Raw genomic sequence first — 17,032 nt, forward strand, 5'->3', positions numbered from 1 at the left:
CGGTCGGGGACTGGCGGGCGCCGTGTCCTGCGGAGGGTCCGGGGCATCCCCGGGCCGTCACCGCCCGTACGCCGTTGTACGGGACGTATCTCGTGCCGTCAGACCGTGAGCGAGCGGTCCGTCGGGCGGATCGGAGCGTGCAGATCGCTCGCTCCGGTCAGATAGCGGTCGACGCCGCGCGCCGCCGAACGGCCCTCGGCGATGGCCCACACGATCAGGGACTGGCCGCGGCCCGCGTCCCCGGCAACGTACACGCCGTCGACATTGGTCGCGTAGTCGGCGTCCCGTGCGATGTTGCCGCGCGCGTCCAGTTCCAGGCCGAACTGCTCGACCAGGCCGTTCTCCTGGTCGGTGCCGGTGAATCCCATCGCGAGGGTGACCAGCTGGGCGGGGATGGTGCGCTCGGTGCCCGGCTTCGGCACCGGGCGGCCGTCGGTGAACTCGACCTCGGTGAGGTGCAGCGACCGCACGTTGCCGTCCTCGTCGCCCTCGAAGTGGGTGGTGGAGACGGAGTAGATCCGCTCGCCGCCCTCCTCGTGCGCGGAGGTCACCTTGTAGAGCATCGGGAAGGTCGGCCACGGCTGGTTCGGGGCCCGGTCCTCGCCCGGCCGGGGCATGATCTCCAGCTGGGTGACGGACGCCGCGCCCTGGCGGTGCGCCGTACCGACGCAGTCCGCGCCGGTGTCGCCGCCGCCGATGACCACGACGTGCTTGCCCTCGGCGGTGATCGGGGAGACCGTCAGGTCGCCCTCCTGCACCTTGTTGGCCAGCGGCAGGTACTCCATGGCGAAGTGGATGCCGTTCAGCTCGCGGCCGGGCACGGGCAGGTCGCGCGAGACGGTGGCGCCGGCCGCGATGACCACGGCGTCGTAGCGCCTGCGCAGCTTCGCCGCGTCGACGTCGCGGCCGATCTCCGTCTCCGTACGGAACTTGGTGCCCTCCGCGCGCATCTGCTCGATACGGCGGTTGATGTGGGACTTCTCCATCTTGAACTCGGGGATTCCGTAGCGCAGCAGCCCGCCGATGCGGTCGGCGCGCTCGTACACGGCGACCGTGTGTCCTGCGCGGGTGAGCTGCTGGGCCGCGGCGAGGCCCGCCGGGCCCGAGCCGATGACGGCGACGGTCTTGCCGGACAGCCGCTCCGGGGGGCGCGGCACGACGTCGCCGTTGTCCCACGCCTTGTCGATGATGGAGACCTCGACGTTCTTGATGGTGACGGCGGGCTGGTTGATGGCCAGCACGCACGCGGACTCGCAGGGCGCGGGGCAGAGCCGGCCCGTGAACTCCGGGAAGTTGTTGGTGGCGTGCAGGCGCTCGCTCGCCGCCGTCCAGTCCTCGCGGTACGCGTAGTCGTTCCACTCGGGGATGAGATTGCCGAGCGGGCAGCCGTTGTGACAGAAGGGGATGCCGCAGTCCATGCAGCGCCCGGCCTGCTTGCTGATGATCGGGAGCAGCGAGCCCGGAACGTAGACCTCGTTCCAGTCCTTCTTGCGCTCCTCCACGGGGCGGGACTCGGCGACTTCACGCCCGGTGGTCAGAAAGCCCTTGGGGTCAGCCATTGGTCGCCGCCTCCATCATCTTCTCGGTGGTCTCCTGCTCGGAGAGACCGGCGAGCTCAGCGGCGTCCTTGGCGGCGAGCACTGCCTTGTACGTGGAAGGAATGATCTTGCTGAAGCGGGCCACGGAGATGTCCCAGTCGGTCAGCAGTTTCTCGGCGACGGTGGAGCCGGTCTCCTCGTGGTGTCGGCGCACGACGTCGTGCAGCCACTCCTTGTCGGTGGCGGAGAGGTCGGTCTCCACGGCGCCGAGGTTGCCGGCGTTGACGTTGTCCGGGTCGAGGTCGATGACGTACGCGATACCGCCGGACATGCCGGCCGCGAAGTTGCGTCCCGTCTCGCCGAGGACGACGGCGTGGCCGCCGGTCATGTACTCGCAGCCGTGGTCGCCGACGCCCTCGGAGACCACCGTGGCACCGGAGTTGCGGACGCAGAAGCGCTCGCCGGTGCGCCCGCGCAGCAGCAGCTCACCGCCGGTGGCGCCGTACGCGATGGTGTTGCCCGCGATGGTCGAGTACTCGGCGAGGTGGTCGGCGCCCCGGTCGGGGCGGACGACGATCCGGCCGCCGGACAGGCCCTTGCCGACGTAGTCGTTGGCGTCGCCCTCCAGGCGCAGCGTGATGCCCCTGGGCAGGAAGGCACCGAAGGACTGGCCCGCCGAACCGGTGAAGGTGATGTCGACGGTGTCGTCGGGAAGGCCCGCGCCGCCGAACCTCTTGGTCACCTCGTGGCCGAGCATCGTACCGACGGTGCGGTTGATGTTGCGGATCGCGAGCTGCGCGCGGACCGGCTGGGCGGCCTCGGCGCTCTCGGCACCGAGCGCGTCGGCGGCGAGCTTGATCAGCTGGTTGTCGAGCGCCTTGGCCAGGCCGTGGTCCTGCTCGACGGTCCGGTGGCGTACGGCGCCGGCCCCGAGGATCGGTACGTGGAACAGCGGCTCCAGGTCCAGGCCCTGGGCCTTCCAGTGGTCGACCGCCCGCTCGGTGTTCAGGAACTCGGCGTGGCCGACGGCCTCTTCGAGCGTACGGAAGCCCAGCTCGGCCAGGATCTCGCGGACCTCCTCGGCGATGAACTGGAAGAAGTTGACGACGTATTCGGCCTTGCCGGAGAAGCGCTCGCGCAGCACCGGGTTCTGGGTGGCGATGCCGACCGGGCAGGTGTCGAGGTGGCAGACGCGCATCATGACGCAGCCGGAGACGACGAGCGGCGCGGTGGCGAAGCCGAACTCCTCGGCGCCCAGCAGCGCGGCGACGACGACGTCGCGGCCGGTCTTGAGCTGGCCGTCGGTCTGCACGACGATGCGGTCGCGCAGCCCGTTGAGCAGCAGGGTCTGCTGGGTCTCGGCGAGGCCCAGCTCCCAGGGGCCGCCCGCGTGCTTGAGCGAGGTCAGCGGGGAGGCGCCCGTACCGCCGTCGTGTCCGGAGATCAGGACCACATCGGCGTGGGCCTTGGAGACACCGGCCGCGACCGTACCGACGCCGACCTCGGAGACCAGCTTCACATGGATGCGGGCGGCCGGGTTGGCGTTCTTGAGGTCGTGGATCAGCTGGGCGAGGTCTTCGATGGAGTAGATGTCGTGGTGCGGCGGCGGCGAGATGAGGCCGACACCGGGGGTGGAGTGCCGGGTCTTGGCGACCCAGGGGTAGACCTTGTGGCCGGGCAGCTGGCCGCCCTCGCCGGGCTTGGCGCCCTGGGCCATCTTGATCTGGATGTCGTCGGCGTTGACGAGGTATTCGCTGGTGACGCCGAAGCGGCCGGAGGCGACCTGCTTGATGGAGGAGCGGCGGGTCGGGTCGTACAGCCGGTCCGCGTCCTCGCCGCCCTCGCCGGTGTTGGACTTGCCACCGAGCTGGTTCATCGCGATGGCAAGGGTCTCGTGCGCCTCCTTGGAGATGGAGCCGTACGACATGGCGCCGGTGGAGAAGCGCTTGACGATCTCGGAGGCGGGCTCGACCTCGTCGAGGGCGACCGGCTCGCGGCCGGAGTCGAAGGTGAAGAGTCCGCGCAGCGTCATCAGGCGCTCGGACTGCTCGTTCACCCGGTCCGTGTACTGCTTGAAGATGTCGAAGCGGCGGTTGCGGGTGGCGTGCTGGAGACGGAAGACGGTGTCGGGGTCGAAGAGGTGCGGCTCGCCCTCGCGGCGCCACTGGTACTCGCCGCCGATGTCCAGCGCGCGGTGCGAGGCGGAGATGCCGGAGGCCGGGTAGCCCTTGGCGTGGCGGGCGGCGACCTCCTGGGCGACGATGTCGAGCCCGGCGCCGCCGATCTTGGTCGCCGTACCGCTGAAGTACTTCTCCACGAAGGCCTCGTCGAGACCGACGGCCTCGAAGACCTGCGCGCCTCGGTAGGAGGCGACGGTGGAGATGCCCATCTTGGACATGACCTTCAGGACGCCCTTGCCGAGCGCGTGGATCAGGTTGCGGATGGCGTGCTCGGGCTCCAGGCCCTCGATGAAGGTGCCCGCGCGGACGAGGTCCTCGACGGACTCCATCGCGAGGTACGGGTTGACGGCCGCGGCGCCGTAGCCGATGAGCAGCGCGACGTGGTGCACCTCGCGTACGTCACCGGCCTCGACCAGCAGCCCCACCTGGGTGCGCTGCTTGGTGCGGATGAGGTGGTGGTGCACGGCCGCGGTGAGCAGCAGGGACGGGATGGGCGCGTGCTCCGCGTCGGAGTGCCGGTCGGAGAGCACGATGATCCGCGCGCCGCCCTCGATCGCGGCGTCGGTCTCGGCGCGGATCTCCTCGATACGGGCGGCCAGGGCCTCACCGCCGCCGCCGACCCGGTAGAGGCCGGAGAGGGTGGCGGTGGTCATGCCCGGCATGTCGCCGTCGGCGTTGACGTGTATGAGCTTGGCCAGCTCGTCGTTGTCGATCACCGGGAAGGGGAGGGTGACGCTGCGGCAGGCGGCGGCGGTCGGCATCAGGAGGTTGCCCGCGGGGCCGAGGGTGGAGCGCAGCGAGGTGACCAGTTCCTCGCGGATGGCGTCCAGCGGCGGGTTGGTGACCTGCGCGAACAGCTGGGTGAAGTAGTCGAACAGCAGCCGGGGGCGGGCGGAGAGCGCCGCGATGGGGCTGTCGGTGCCCATGGAGCCGAGCGGTTCGCCGCCGGTACGGGCCATCGGCGCGAGGATGATCCGCAGCTCCTCCTCGGTGTAGCCGAAGGTCTGCTGGCGGCGGGTGACGGAGGCGTGCGTGTGCACGATGTGCTCGCGCTCGGGGAGGTCTTCCAGCTCGATCTCGCCGGCTTCCAGCCACTCCTCGTACGGCTTCTCGGCGGCGAGCGTCGCCTTGATCTCGTCGTCCTCGATGATGCGGTGCTCGGCCGTGTCGACGAGGAACATCCGGCCGGGCTGGAGGCGGCCCTTGCGGACGACCTTCGCGGGGTCGATGTCGAGGACGCCGACCTCGGAGGAGAGGACGACGAGGCCGTCGTCGGTAACCCAGTAGCGGCCGGGGCGCAGTCCGTTGCGGTCCAGGACCGCGCCGACCTGGACGCCGTCGGTGAAGGTGACGCAGGCGGGGCCGTCCCAGGGCTCCATCATCGTGGCGTGGTACTGGTAGAAGGCCCGCCGGGCGGGGTCCATGGAGTCGTGGTTCTCCCACGCCTCGGGGACCATCATCAGCACGGAGTGCGGCAGCGACCGGCCGCCGAGGTGGAGCAGTTCCAGGACCTCGTCGAAGGACGCCGAGTCGGAGGCGTCGGGGGTGCAGACCGGGAAGGTCCGCTCCAGCGTGCGGGGGTCGTCACCGAACACGTCGGAGGCCAGCTGGGACTCGCGGGCCTTCATCCAGTTGCGGTTTCCCTTGACCGTGTTGATCTCGCCGTTGTGCGCGACGAAGCGGTACGGGTGGGCGAGCGGCCAGCTCGGGAAGGTGTTCGTGGAGAAGCGCGAGTGGACCACGGCGACGGCGGTCGCGAAGCGGCGGTCGGAGAGGTCGGGAAAGAAAGGCTCCAGCTGGCCGGTGGTCAGCATGCCCTTGTAGACGATCGTCCGGGCGGAGAGCGAGGGGAAGTAGATCCCGGCCTCGCGCTCGGCGCGCTTGCGCAGGACGAACGTCTTGCGGTCGAGGGCGATACCGGTGGTGCCGGTGCCGCCAGTGGTGCCGACGCCGCCGGTGGTGCCGTTTGCCGCGACGAAGAGCTGGCGGAAGACGGGCATCGTGGCGCGGGCGATGGCGCCGAGCATCTGCGGGGCGACGGGGACGTCGCGCCAGCCGAGGACGTCGATGCCTTCCTCGGCGGCGATCGTCTCGATCCGTGAGACGGCCTCGTTCGGGTTCTCGGCAGGCAGGAAGGCGATTCCGACGGCGTACGAACCGGCCTCGGGCAGCGCGAAGTCGGTGACCTCACGCAGGAAGGCGTCCGGGATCTGCAGCAGTATGCCGGCGCCGTCACCCGAGTCGGGCTCGGAGCCGGTGGCGCCGCGGTGTTCGAGATTGCGCAGTACGGTCAGCGCCTGCTCGACCATCTCGTGGCCGGGCACACCGGTCAGGGTGGCCACGAACCCGACGCCACACGCGTCGTGCTCGTTACGGGGGTCATACATGCCCTGCGCAGCGGGGCGGCCATCCATGGGCGACCAGGCGTCGAAACGCATCGGCTCTCCCGTCGTCGTCGTGGCATTTGCGATATGCGATACCGAGGGACGACGTTGGCCCAGGGCAAAATTTCGTGCAGGTTACATGATGGGTCGGCCGCTCAGGAAGCGGAAAGCTGATTCCAACATGTGGACGCCGTGCGTGGGCGCCGACGTGGCGGCGAAGGTAGGCCAGAGGTGATCAGAGGCGAACGGAACGCCGGACACCGGACCACGGCGGAGCGGGCTTCTTTGCCCGCAGCGCCTACGGCTCATGCCCGGAGTTCAAGCGTTCGAAACAACCGGGTAACGGCTAAATATGTGACGCCATGCATAGTGTCCCACCGGGGTGGGGCAACCGCCGAGGGGTGGTCGAGGGATGTTCGTCACCACAGTGACGGTAAGGCCCCGACCGCGCAATATGTCGGGCGCCCGGTAGCCCGTACGCGTCGTACGCGTCGTACGGGACTAGACGGCCGCGCCGAACAGCGACCCGAGCCCGTACGTGAGCGCCGCCGCCGTCCCACCGAGGAGCAACTGGCGCAGGCCGCTGTACCACCAGGTGCGCGCGGTCACCCGCGCCACCAGCGCGCCGCAGGCGAAGAGACCCGCCAGCGCCACCAGGACGGCGGGCCACAGCACGGTGGCGCCCAACAGATACGGCAGGACGGGCAGCAGCGCGCCCAGCGCGAAGGAGCCGAACGACGACACCGCGGCGACCATCGGCGACGGCAGGTCGTCCGGGTCGACCCCCAGCTCCTCGCGCGCGTGGATCTCCAGCGCCAGCTCGGGGTCCTTCGACAGCTGCTCGGCGACCTGGCGCGCCAGGTCGCGGTCGACACCGCGCGACTCGTACAGCGCGGCCAGCTCCGCCATCTCGTCCTCGGGGAACTTGCGCAGCTCCCGCCGTTCCACGTCCAGCTCGGCCTGGACCAGCTCGCGCTGGGACGCCACGGAGGTGTACTCCCCCGCCGCCATCGAGAAGGCGCCGGCCGCCAGCCCCGCGAGCCCGGTGATGATGATGGTCTGCCGGTCGACGGCGCCGCCCGCCACACCGGTCATCAGGGCGAGGTTCGAGACGAGTCCGTCCATCGCGCCGAACACCGCGGGACGCAGCCAGCCGCCGTTCACATCGCGGTGCGTGTGATTGCTGCGGTGCGCTCCGTGGAGCGACGCCTCGTTGTCCATGACGGACACAGCTGTCCCCTTCCCTGTTCCCTGCGGGTCATGCTCGGCGGGACACCCCGCCACGGGTTCGAAAGTACGCACGAAATTCGGCGCCCGCCAGCAAGGAAAGCCATGCTTACCAGGGCACCAGCCGGGTGACAGCGGCGCCGTTCGGACTCCTCCGGGGTGTGGCGTGGGAGGCATGGGAGGAAGAGGGGCCTCTCTGGGCCCGATGTGCGAAAGGCCCCGCGATGGAGTTGACGACCCTCGGTCCCGCCGCTCTTTCGGATCTTGCGGATCTCTCGGATCTTTCGGAGGTCGCCGCTCTGCGTGAGCGGGCACGCGGCGCGCTGCTCGGCCTCGCCGTCGGCGACGCGCTCGGCGCCCCCGCCGAGAACATGCGCCCCTCGGAGATCCGCCGCCGGTGGGGCCGTATCGAGGGCTTCGTCAGCGACAACCCGGCAGGCACCGACGACACCGAGTACGCGATCTTCTCCGGCCTCCTCCTGGCCAGACACGGCTCGGCCCTGACCGTCACGCACGTCGAGAACGCCTGGCACCACTGGCTGGCCGACCTCGACGAGGGGCCGTTCCGGGGAGCGGGGTTCAGCGAGCGCGGCACGCTGGAGAATCTGCGCCGGGGCCTCGCCGCCCCGATCACCGCCCAGCACCGGCACGCCTGGAGCGACGGCCTCGCGATGCGGGCCGCGCCGTTCGGCGTCTTCGCCGCGGGCCGCCCGGCCGAGGCGGCCCGCCTCGTCGCGGTCGACGGCACCGTCAGCCACGAGGGCGAGGGCATCTACGGCGGCCAGGCGGTGGCGGCCGGTGTCGCCGCCGCGATGACGGGCGCGGGCCCGGCCTCCGTGGTCGCAGCGGCGCTCTCCGTGATCCCGATGGACTCCTGGACGGCCCGCTCGCTACGCCGCGCGGTGGTCGCGGCGGGACGCGAGTACCCGGACACGCTGACCATGGAACGGGCGGTGCGATCGGCGGTCGTCATCGGCGGCTACCCGTGGACGGACCTGGCGCCGGAGGCGGTGGGCCTGGCGTTCGGCGCGTTCGCGGCGGCCCGCGGGGACTTCCGTACGTCGGTGCTGACGGCGGTCAACATGGGCCGCGACGCCGACACCACGGCGGCGGTCGCGGGCGCCCTGGCGGGCGCGGTGTCCGGAGCCGGAGCCGTACCGCAGGAATGGTCCTCAGCGATCGGCCCGGTCCGCGGCAGCTGCCTCCCCTCGATGCGCGGCTACCACGTCCTGGACATCGCGGACCTGCTGACACCGGACGAGGACGGGCAGGGGGCGGCGTGATGAGCGGGGGCGGAGACCGGGCCCGGCCAGGGGGTCCGGACGAACCGCCTCACGGAGGGCTTCCGGCCCGCCCGGCGAGGGAAGGCGAAGCCACGGCCCGCCGGAACCCGGCCCGCCTGACGAGCGGCGACGATACGGCTGCCGAGCACGTACCACCCCTGCCGGCGACCAGGGACGCACCGGCCGACGGAAGGCTCTCCGCCCCGCGGACAATCGACGACGAACCCACCGCCGACAAGATCTCAGCACGTCCGAGGAGTACGGACGGACCAGCCTTCGGGCGGCTCACAGCCCGACCGCCGGCGGCAGACAGAGCCACAACCGGACGAATCCCCGCCCACCACCCGACGACCGACGACCAACCGCCCGCCGGACAGAACCCTGCCCACCCAGCGGCGACGGACGGACCGAGCCGCGGACGGCTCGCAACCCGGCCTGCGGCCGAGGCGGAATCGGCCGTCGGGCACGGAGCCGCCGGGCGGCGGCAGACAGGTGGCGACCCGCCCCGGTGCGAGCATCTCGCCGGGGCGACTCCGCCGTCGCGGCGGCGCGTCGAGGGGATGCTTCTCGGGCTCGCCGCCGGTGATGCCGCCGGGTGGCCCGCCGCGCGGCACCGTGCCGCGCGGATGCCCGAGTGGACCCGCCGGCTCACCCGCGAACTCGACACCTTCGCCGAGCAGAACGCGACCACCACCCTCCCCGTCCCCATCGCCCTCAACCAGCCCCCGGAACCGCTGCGCCTCGGTCCGTCCGACGACGCCGAGTGGGCGGCGTTCGCCGCCGAGACCGTGCTCACCGCCTTCGGTGATCTCTTCGTCGGCCTTCCCACCGACCGCAGGACCCGCGCCGCCGTCGACCTCGCCTGGAACACCCTCGCCAGCGAGGTCGCCGCCGCGGCGGACCGGGCACCCGAGGTCGAGTCCGCCGTACTGCCGCTCCGCGCCCGGATCTCCGTACGCGCAGGGCTCGGCAATCTCGCCACCGGTCTGCGCCCGCCGGCGACCGGCCACGACAACCCGCACTACTTCGACGACGCGGCCTGCGTACGGGCCGTGGTGCTGGCGGTCGTCCATCCGGGACGGCCGCACGCCGCCGCCGAACTCGCCGAGTTCGACGCCCGCTACACGCAGGACGGCGACGGCGTGCACGGCGCCCGCGCGATGGCCGCCGCCGTCGCCGCCGCGCTCGGCGGCGCCGACACCGAGTCAGCCGTATCCGCCGCGCTCGAACAGCTCCCGGACAGCACGGAGATCGGCCGCAACGCGCAGCACGCGGTCAAGCTGGCACGGGACTTCGCGCACGAGCCGGCCGGCGCGTTCGCGCTCGTCCCGCTGCTGGAGCATCAGATCGTCGACCACGTCTACAGCTACGGCATCGCGGCTGCCGAGACCGTGCCGGTCGCGCTCGCCCTGACCGTCGCCTCCGGCGGGAGCGTCTCCACCGCCGTACCCGCCGCCGCGTGCCTCTCGCGCGTCGCGGACTCCGCGCCCGCGCTCGCCGGCGCGCTGGCCGGGGCGCTCGGCGGCGGCGAGGCCGTGCCCCCGACCTGGCGCGACGCCTGCCGCACCCTCGCCGGGTGCGCGCTGCCCCGCCTCGCGGGTACGGACCTCGTCGAACTCGCCGGTCTCCTCGCGCGCACCCTCGCCCCGGCGGACCACAACTCCCCGTAGACGGCGAGGTTCACCCCCAGGCGGTGCGCCTCGGTGGACAATTCCGGCATGACGACGCTCACACCATCCGCCACGCCCACACTCGAAGACCGGATCACCGGCAGTCTCGTCGGCGCGGCCGTCGGTGACGCGCTCGGCGGCCCCGTCGAGGGCTACACCCCCGAGCAGATCATGGACCGGCACGGCGGCCGGGTGTCCGGCGTCGTCGGCCCCTGGAACGAGGACTGGCGCACGGCACGGCCCATCGCCCCGTACCACAAGGGCGACGGCCACGTCACCGACGACACCTTGATGACGCACGCGCTGGTCCGGGTGTACAACACGGTGCGCGACCATCTCGACGCGTACGCCGTCGCCGACCATCTCGTCCCCGACCTGATCTCCACCCCGCGCTGGATCCCCGAGCTGGAGGCGGAGGCGCTGCCGCTCCAGCGGATCTTCCTCGCGGAGAAGTGGCTCGTGGCCCGTATCCACTACGGGCACGTCGACCCGCGCGAGGCGGGGACCGGGAACATCGTCAACTGCGGTGCGGCGATGTACATGGCGCCGGTCGGCCTCGTCAACGCGGCGAATCCGGCCGCGGCGTACGCGGAGGCCGTCGACATCGCCGCCGCGCACCAGTCCTCGTACGGCAGGGAGGCCGCCGGGGTCCTCGCGGCGGCGGTCGCGGCGGCATGCGCGCCGGGTGCGACGCCGACGAGCGTCGTCGACGCGTGCCTCGCGCTCGCCAAGGACGGGACGCGCACGGCGATCGAGGCGGTGTGCGAAGTGGCCGCCGGCCACCAGGACTTCGAGCCCGCGCTGCGCCCACTGCGGGAGGCCGTCGCGCCGTTCGACACCGTGGGCCGGGACTACCGCGCCCCGTCCCTCGGCGCGCGCCGGCCCTCGCGGCTGCACTCCATCGAGGAACTGCCCGTGGCGCTGGGCATGTTGCTCGTCGGCGACGGCGACTACCGCCGTACGGTGCTGGGTTCGGTCAACTACGGCCGCGACTGCGACTCGATCGCCACGATGAGCGGGGCGCTGGCCGGGGCGCTGGCCGGCGGGGCGACGATCCCGCCGGACTGGTCGAAGCACGTCTCGGAGGCGAGCCGCCTGGACCTGCACGGTCCGGGGCGGACGCTGACGGAGGTCGCGTACGAGATCTTCGAGCGGGACCTGGCACGCCGCCGCGCCCACGAGTCCGCCTTCGGCGCGCTGACGGTGGCGCGATGACGGAGCCGTTGCGGGTGACCTGGGTCCAGCCGGAGGACCTGGTGGGCCACGAACTCCGCCAGGCGACCGAGGACGGCCGCGACGCGACGCCCCCGGCCACCACCTGGCAGGCGGCGGGCGGCCCGGCGGCCCCGCCCCACGCGGGCGCGTCCACCCCACCGGCACCCCCGCACCTGCGCGCGCTGGCGCTGACGCTGCTGGCCGAACTGGCGGAACTGCCAACCCCGTTGGCGGCTCTGGAGCCGACGGCACTGCCGGAGATCGTACGAGCGTGCGGGGACGCGCTTCCGGGTCCGGCCCCGGAAGCGGATGGAACCGACGTTCACGCACCATCCACCACCGCGCCGCCAAGCGCGCCACGCGGCGTCACGGATGCGACGGCCGCCAGGGGGTCCGGGGGCCGGCCCCCGGTTTCGGGAAGGGGCGGGACAGGGGAGAAGCACGCCCGCCTCCGCACCCACCAGCTGCACGCCGCCTGGCTCGGCCGCGCCGTCGGGTGCCTCCTCGGGAAGCCCGTCGAGAAGCTCCCCCTCCCCGCCATCCGCGCACTCGCCCGCGCCACCGGCAACTGGCCCCTCACCACCTGGTTCACCGCCAGGGGCCTCCCCTCGGAACTCGCCGCCGCCCACCCCTGGAACCGCCGCTCCGCCGCCAACTCGCTCGCCGAGAACATCGACGGCATGCCCGAGGACGACGACCTCAACTACCCGCTCCTCAATGTGCTGTTGCTCCGGCGCTACGGCCGCGGCTTCCGCACCGCCGACGTCGCCCGGCTGTGGCTCGACGAGTTGCCCGCCGGGCGTACGTTCACCGCCGAGCGCGTCGCGTACCGCAATCTGCTCTCCGGGATCGAGCCGCCGGACACCGCCCGGCACCACAACCCGTTCCGGGAGTGGATCGGCGCGGCGATCCGCGCCGACGTGCACGGCTGGGCGCATCCCGGCGACCCCGCGTCGGCCGCCGCGCAGGCGCACCGGGACGCGGCGCTGACGCACACCGCCAACGGCGTGTACGGAGCGATGTTCGTCGCGGGCACGATCGCCGCGGCCGGCGGCGGCGCCGACGTGCACGTCTCCCTCCGGAGCGGCCTCACCGTCGTACCCCCGCGCTCCCGCCTCGCCGCAGCCGTCCGCGACGCGATCGCGACCGCCCGCGCGCACCAGGACTTCGACACCGTCGTCGACCGGCTGCACACCGCCCACGGTCACTACCACTGGGTCCACGCCATCCCCAACGCCGCGCTCCTCGCCGCCGCCCTGACCCACGCCGACGGCGACTTCACCGGCTCCATCTGCCGTGCCGTGTCCGGCGGTTGGGACACGGACTCGAACGGCGCGACGGCCGGTTCCGTCGCCGGTCTGCTCGCCGGGCACCCGGACCGGCTGCCCGAGCGGTGGACGGCGCCGCTCAAGAACCGGCTCGCCACCTCCGTCGTCGGATTCGACGGCATCGGTTTCGACGAACTCGCCCGACTCACCCAGGAGGCACTTCGCCCATGACCGGAATCGTGGTACTCGGCAGCACCAACATGGACCTCGTCGCGTACGTCGCGCGGGCGCCGAAGCACGGGGAGACCGTGACGGGGCGTGAATTCCGCACGGTCCCCGGCGGCAAGGGCGCCAACCAGGCCGTCGCCGCCGCCCGCGCCGGTGGCGACGTGGCGATGATCGGCGCGGTCGGCGCCGACGAGTTCGGCGTACGGCTCCGGCACACGCTCACCGCGTCCGGCGTGGACACCGACCTCCTGCACACCGCCGAAGGCCCCTCCGGAACCGCGCACATCGTCGTGGACGACGAGGGCGGCAACGCGATCGTCGTCGTCCCCGGCGCGAACGGCACCCTCACCGCCCTCGGCCCCGGCGAGGAGACCCTCATCGGCACCGCCACCTCCCTGCTCCTCCAGCTCGAACTCCCCCTGAGCGCCGTGCTCGACGGTGCGCGGGCCGCCAAGCTGCACGGGGTGCGGACGATCCTCACCCCGGCCCCCGTCCAGCCGCTGCCACCCGAACTCCTCGCCGCCACCGACCTGTTGGTGCCCAACGAGCACGAGGCCGCCGCCCTCGCGGGCGTCGCCGACCCGTACGCCGCGGCCGAGGTGCTGCTCCGGCAGGTCCCCGAGGTCGTGATCACCCTGGGCGCGGCGGGCAGTCTGTACGCGGCACGCGGCTCCCTGCCCGTCACCGTCCCGGCGCCCAAGGTCACGGCCGTGGACACGACGGGCGCCGGCGACACGTTCGTCGGCGCCCTCGCCGTGGCGATCGGCGAGGGCCGTCCGATGGCCGAGGCGACGCGGTGGGCGTCGGCCGCCGCCGCGCTGTGCGTGCAGCGCCACGGTGCCTCGACCTCCATGCCGTACCGCTCCGAGATCGACGAGGCCGCCTCATGACCACCGCTGCCCGCACCCCCGCTCCCCTTCCGCTGCACGGCCTGCGCGTTCTCGACCTCGCCACCCTCTTCGCCGGGCCCCTCGCCGCCACGATGCTGGGCGACTTCGGCGCCGAGGTCATCAAGGTCGAGCACCCCACCCGCCCCGACCCGTCGCGCGGGCACGGCCCCGCGAAGGACGGTGTCGGCCTCTGGTGGAAGATCCTGGGCCGCAACAAGCGCACCATCACGCTCCACCTCGGTACCCCGGCGGGCCGCGACGTCCTGCTGCGGCTGGCCGCCGACGCGGACGTGATCGTCGAGAACTTCCGCCCCGGCACACTGGAGAAGTGGGGCCTGGGGTGGGCCGAACTCTCGGCCGCCAACCCCCGGTTGGTCCTGGCCCGCGTCACCGGCTTCGGGCAGTTCGGCCCGTACTCCCGCCGCCCCGGCTTCGGCACCCTCGCCGAGGCGATGAGCGGGTTCGCCGCCATGACCGGTGAGCCCGACGGGCCGCCGACGCTGCCCCCGTTCGGTCTGGCCGACTCGATCGCGGCGCTGGCCACCGCGTACGCCGTGATGACCGCGCTCAACGGACGGGCGACGACGGGCCGGGGCCAGGTGGTGGACCTGGCGATCATCGAGCCGATCCTGACGGTCCTGGGGCCGCAGCCGCTCTGGTACGACCAGCTCGGCTACGTACAGCCCCGTACCGGCAACCGCTCCCGTAACAACGCCCCCCGCAACACCTACCGCACCGCCGACGGGTCCTGGCTCGCCGTCTCCACCTCCGCCCAGTCGATCGCCGAGCGCGTGATGCGTCTGGTGGGCAGGGAGGATCTGGTCGACGAGCCGTGGTTCGGCACCGGCAGCGGGCGGGCGGAGCACGCCGACGTGCTGGACGAGGCGGTCGGCGGCTGGATCGCCCGGCATACGCGCGAGGACGCGATGGCCGCGTTCGAGAAGGCGGAGGCCGCGATCGCGCCCGTGTACGACGTCCGCGACGTGCTGGGCGACCCGCAGTACCGGGCGCTGGACAGCATCACCGAGGTCCCGGACCCGGAGCTGGGCCCGATCCGTATGCAGAACGTCCTCTTCCGGCTCTCCGAGACCCCTGGCTCCATCCGCTGGGCGGGCCGACCGCACGGCGCCGACACGGACGCGGTCCTCACGGAGCTGGGCCTGTCCGCACCGGAGATCGCCGCCCTCCGTAAGGAAGGCGCGCTGTGACCGGCGTACCGGGGCCGGTGACCGGGCCGGGTCCTGGGGCGGTACACGCCCCGCTCACCTGGCTGTACGCCCCCGGGGACCGGCCCGACGTCGTACAGAAGGCGCTCGCCTCCGGCGCCGACGCGGTGATCGTCGACCTGGAGGACGCGGTGGCCGCCGACCGCAGGGAGTACGCGCGCGCCGCGACGGCCGAGCTGCTGGCGTCGGCCTCCCCCGGCCTCGCGCCCGTCCATGTCCGCGTCGCGGGCGAGGACGACATCCCCGCGCTGGCCGCACTTCCCGGACTGGCCGGGCTGCGACTGCCGAAGATCACCCACGCCTCGGACATCCACCGGGTCGCCGCCACGGCCCCGCACACCCCGCTGTACGCGCTGCTCGAATCCGCGCTCGGCATCGAGAACGCACACGCCATCGCCTCGGCCCACCCCGCCGTGCGCGGTATCGCACTCGGTGAGGCCGACCTCCGTGCCGATCTGGGGGTACGGAACGACGCAGGGCTCGACTGGCCGCGTAGCCGCGTCGTGGTGGCGGCGCGGGCCGCCGGTCTGCCGGCGCCCGTCCAGTCGGTCTTCCCCGACGTACGCGACCTGGAGGGGCTGGCGGCCTCCTGCGCGCACGGCCGCTCGCTCGGCTTCTTCGGGAGGTCGGCGATCCATCCGCGGCAGCTGCCGGTGATCGAGCGTGCGTATCTGCCCACGGCGCGGGAGGTCGAGTCGGCCACCGAGATCGTCGAGGCGGCGGCGAAGGGCGCGGGGGCGCTGGCGCTGCCGGACGGGCGGTTCGTGGACGCGGCGATCGTGGCGGCGGCGCACCGCACGCTCATCCTGGCCGAGCGCGGCTGAGGACGCGAAAGGGCCGCCGACCCCCTGAAGGAGGTCCGGCGGCCCTTTCGTGGCTCCGGTGGCTGTCAGACGTTCTTGGCCGCCGCCGGATCGGGGCTGTCCTCGGCGTCGGCCGCGTCGGCGTCCGCCGCGTCGGCGCTGTCGCCGTCCTTCTTGATCTCGACCTTGTCCTTGGCCTTGTCGTTGGCCTTGTCCTTGGCGAGAGCCTCCCGGTCCGGCTCCACGATCTCCTCGCGCCCCGGCCTGATCCGCGCCGAGATCACCATGTAGACGACGGCCAGCACGAAGACGACGATCGCGGTCCACACATTGAGGCGCAGCCCCAGCACATGGTGCGCCTCGTCGACGCGCATGTACTCGATCCAGGCCCGGCCCGTGCAGTACGCGGCGACGTACAGGGCGAACACCCGTCCGTGGCCGAGCTTGAAGCGGCGGTCGGCCCAGACCACGAGCAGCGCGACGCCGACGCACCACAGCGACTCGTAGAGGAACGTCGGGTGGTAGGTGCCGGCCTCGCGGTTCACACCCTCGCTGATCTCCACCGCCCACGGCACGTCGGTGGGCTTGCCGTACAGCTCCTGGTTGAACCAGTTGCCCCAGCGGCCGATGGCCTGGGCGAGCACGATGGCGGGTGCGATGGCGTCCGCGTACGCCGGCAGCGGGATGCCTCTGCGGCGGCAGCCGATCCAGGCGCCGACGGCGCCGAAGGCGATGGCGCCCCAGATCCCGAGGCCGCCCTCCCAGATCTTGAAGGCGTCGACCCAGTTCTTACCGTCGCTGAAGTACAGCTGGTAGTCGGTGATCACGTGGTAGAGCCGGCCGCCGACAAGTCCGAAGGGCACGGCCCAGACGGAGATGTCGGCCACGGTGCCGGCCTTGCCGCCGCGGGCGATCCAGCGCCTGTTGCCGTACCAGACGGCGACAAAGACACCGAGAATGATGCAGAACGCGTAGCCGCGCAGCGGGAGTGGTCCGAGATGGATCACACCGGTCGACGGACTGGGGATATAGGCAAGTTCCATGGCGGTTCCGACGCTACCGTGCCGGGCGGGGCCCACGGCAACCCGCCCGGCAACGTCTGGATAACGAGCCCACGCGA

General features: G+C 72.4%; 11 protein-coding genes. 7 read left to right on the top strand and 4 right to left on the bottom strand.

Annotated elements, in window-relative coordinates:
• Positions 1-98: 98 nt before the first annotated feature.
• From ACIBLA_RS11535 to ACIBLA_RS11545, 3 genes are all read right to left on the bottom strand, one after another.
• Entirely contained in the window at positions 99-1,559 is a 1,461-nt protein-coding gene (locus ACIBLA_RS11535) for a glutamate synthase subunit beta (protein WP_363245860.1), read from the bottom strand.
• A complete protein-coding gene (gene gltB / locus ACIBLA_RS11540) occupies positions 1,552-6,156 on the bottom strand; it encodes a glutamate synthase large subunit (protein WP_363245861.1) in 4,605 nt (1,534 codons plus the stop codon). Before gltB ends, ACIBLA_RS11535 begins: the two co-directional genes overlap by 8 nt.
• 447 nt (positions 6,157-6,603) lie before the next feature.
• Positions 6,604-7,323, bottom strand: coding sequence for a VIT1/CCC1 transporter family protein (locus tag ACIBLA_RS11545; RefSeq protein WP_399198471.1), 720 nt, complete (start codon positions 7,321-7,323; stop codon positions 6,604-6,606).
• A 230-nt stretch (positions 7,324-7,553) separates the two neighbouring features.
• Between ACIBLA_RS11545 and ACIBLA_RS11550 the strand changes: the two genes are divergently transcribed.
• The 7 genes from ACIBLA_RS11550 (at position 7,554) to ACIBLA_RS11580 (ending at position 15,933) form a co-directional block, all read left to right on the top strand.
• Positions 7,554-8,612, top strand: a complete 1,059-nt coding sequence (locus tag ACIBLA_RS11550) for an ADP-ribosylglycohydrolase family protein (protein ID WP_363245863.1) — start codon at positions 7,554-7,556, stop codon at positions 8,610-8,612.
• A gap of 329 nt (positions 8,613-8,941) precedes the next feature.
• Positions 8,942-10,282: an ADP-ribosylglycohydrolase family protein gene (locus tag ACIBLA_RS11555; protein WP_399198472.1), complete on the top strand. Its 1,341-nt coding sequence runs from the start codon at positions 8,942-8,944 to the stop codon at positions 10,280-10,282.
• A 48-nt stretch (positions 10,283-10,330) separates the two neighbouring features.
• Positions 10,331-11,497, top strand: a complete 1,167-nt coding sequence (locus ACIBLA_RS11560; protein WP_399198452.1) for an ADP-ribosylglycohydrolase family protein — start codon at positions 10,331-10,333, stop codon at positions 11,495-11,497.
• On the top strand, positions 11,494-12,996 hold the full coding sequence (locus tag ACIBLA_RS11565; protein ID WP_399198454.1) for an ADP-ribosylglycohydrolase family protein: 1,503 nt from the start codon (positions 11,494-11,496) through the stop codon (positions 12,994-12,996). The genes ACIBLA_RS11560 and ACIBLA_RS11565 overlap by 4 nt, the downstream gene beginning before the upstream one ends.
• Positions 12,993-13,883: a ribokinase gene (gene rbsK / locus ACIBLA_RS11570; protein WP_399198455.1), complete on the top strand. Its 891-nt coding sequence runs from the start codon at positions 12,993-12,995 to the stop codon at positions 13,881-13,883. Before ACIBLA_RS11565 ends, rbsK begins: the two co-directional genes overlap by 4 nt.
• Positions 13,880-15,091, top strand: a complete 1,212-nt coding sequence (locus tag ACIBLA_RS11575) for a CoA transferase (protein WP_363245868.1) — start codon at positions 13,880-13,882, stop codon at positions 15,089-15,091. The genes rbsK and ACIBLA_RS11575 overlap by 4 nt, the downstream gene beginning before the upstream one ends.
• Entirely contained in the window at positions 15,088-15,933 is an 846-nt protein-coding gene (locus ACIBLA_RS11580) for a CoA ester lyase (RefSeq protein ID WP_363245869.1), read from the top strand. The genes ACIBLA_RS11575 and ACIBLA_RS11580 overlap by 4 nt, the downstream gene beginning before the upstream one ends.
• A 65-nt stretch (positions 15,934-15,998) precedes the next feature.
• Here the strand turns inward: ACIBLA_RS11580 and lgt are convergent, their stop codons facing one another.
• On the bottom strand, positions 15,999-16,955 hold the full coding sequence (gene lgt, locus ACIBLA_RS11585; RefSeq protein ID WP_363245870.1) for a prolipoprotein diacylglyceryl transferase: 957 nt from the start codon (positions 16,953-16,955) through the stop codon (positions 15,999-16,001).
• Positions 16,956-17,032: the final 77 nt, after the last annotated feature.

This window comes from Streptomyces sp. NPDC050433, assembly GCF_044458565.1.
Taxonomy (GTDB): domain Bacteria; phylum Actinomycetota; class Actinomycetes; order Streptomycetales; family Streptomycetaceae; genus Streptomyces.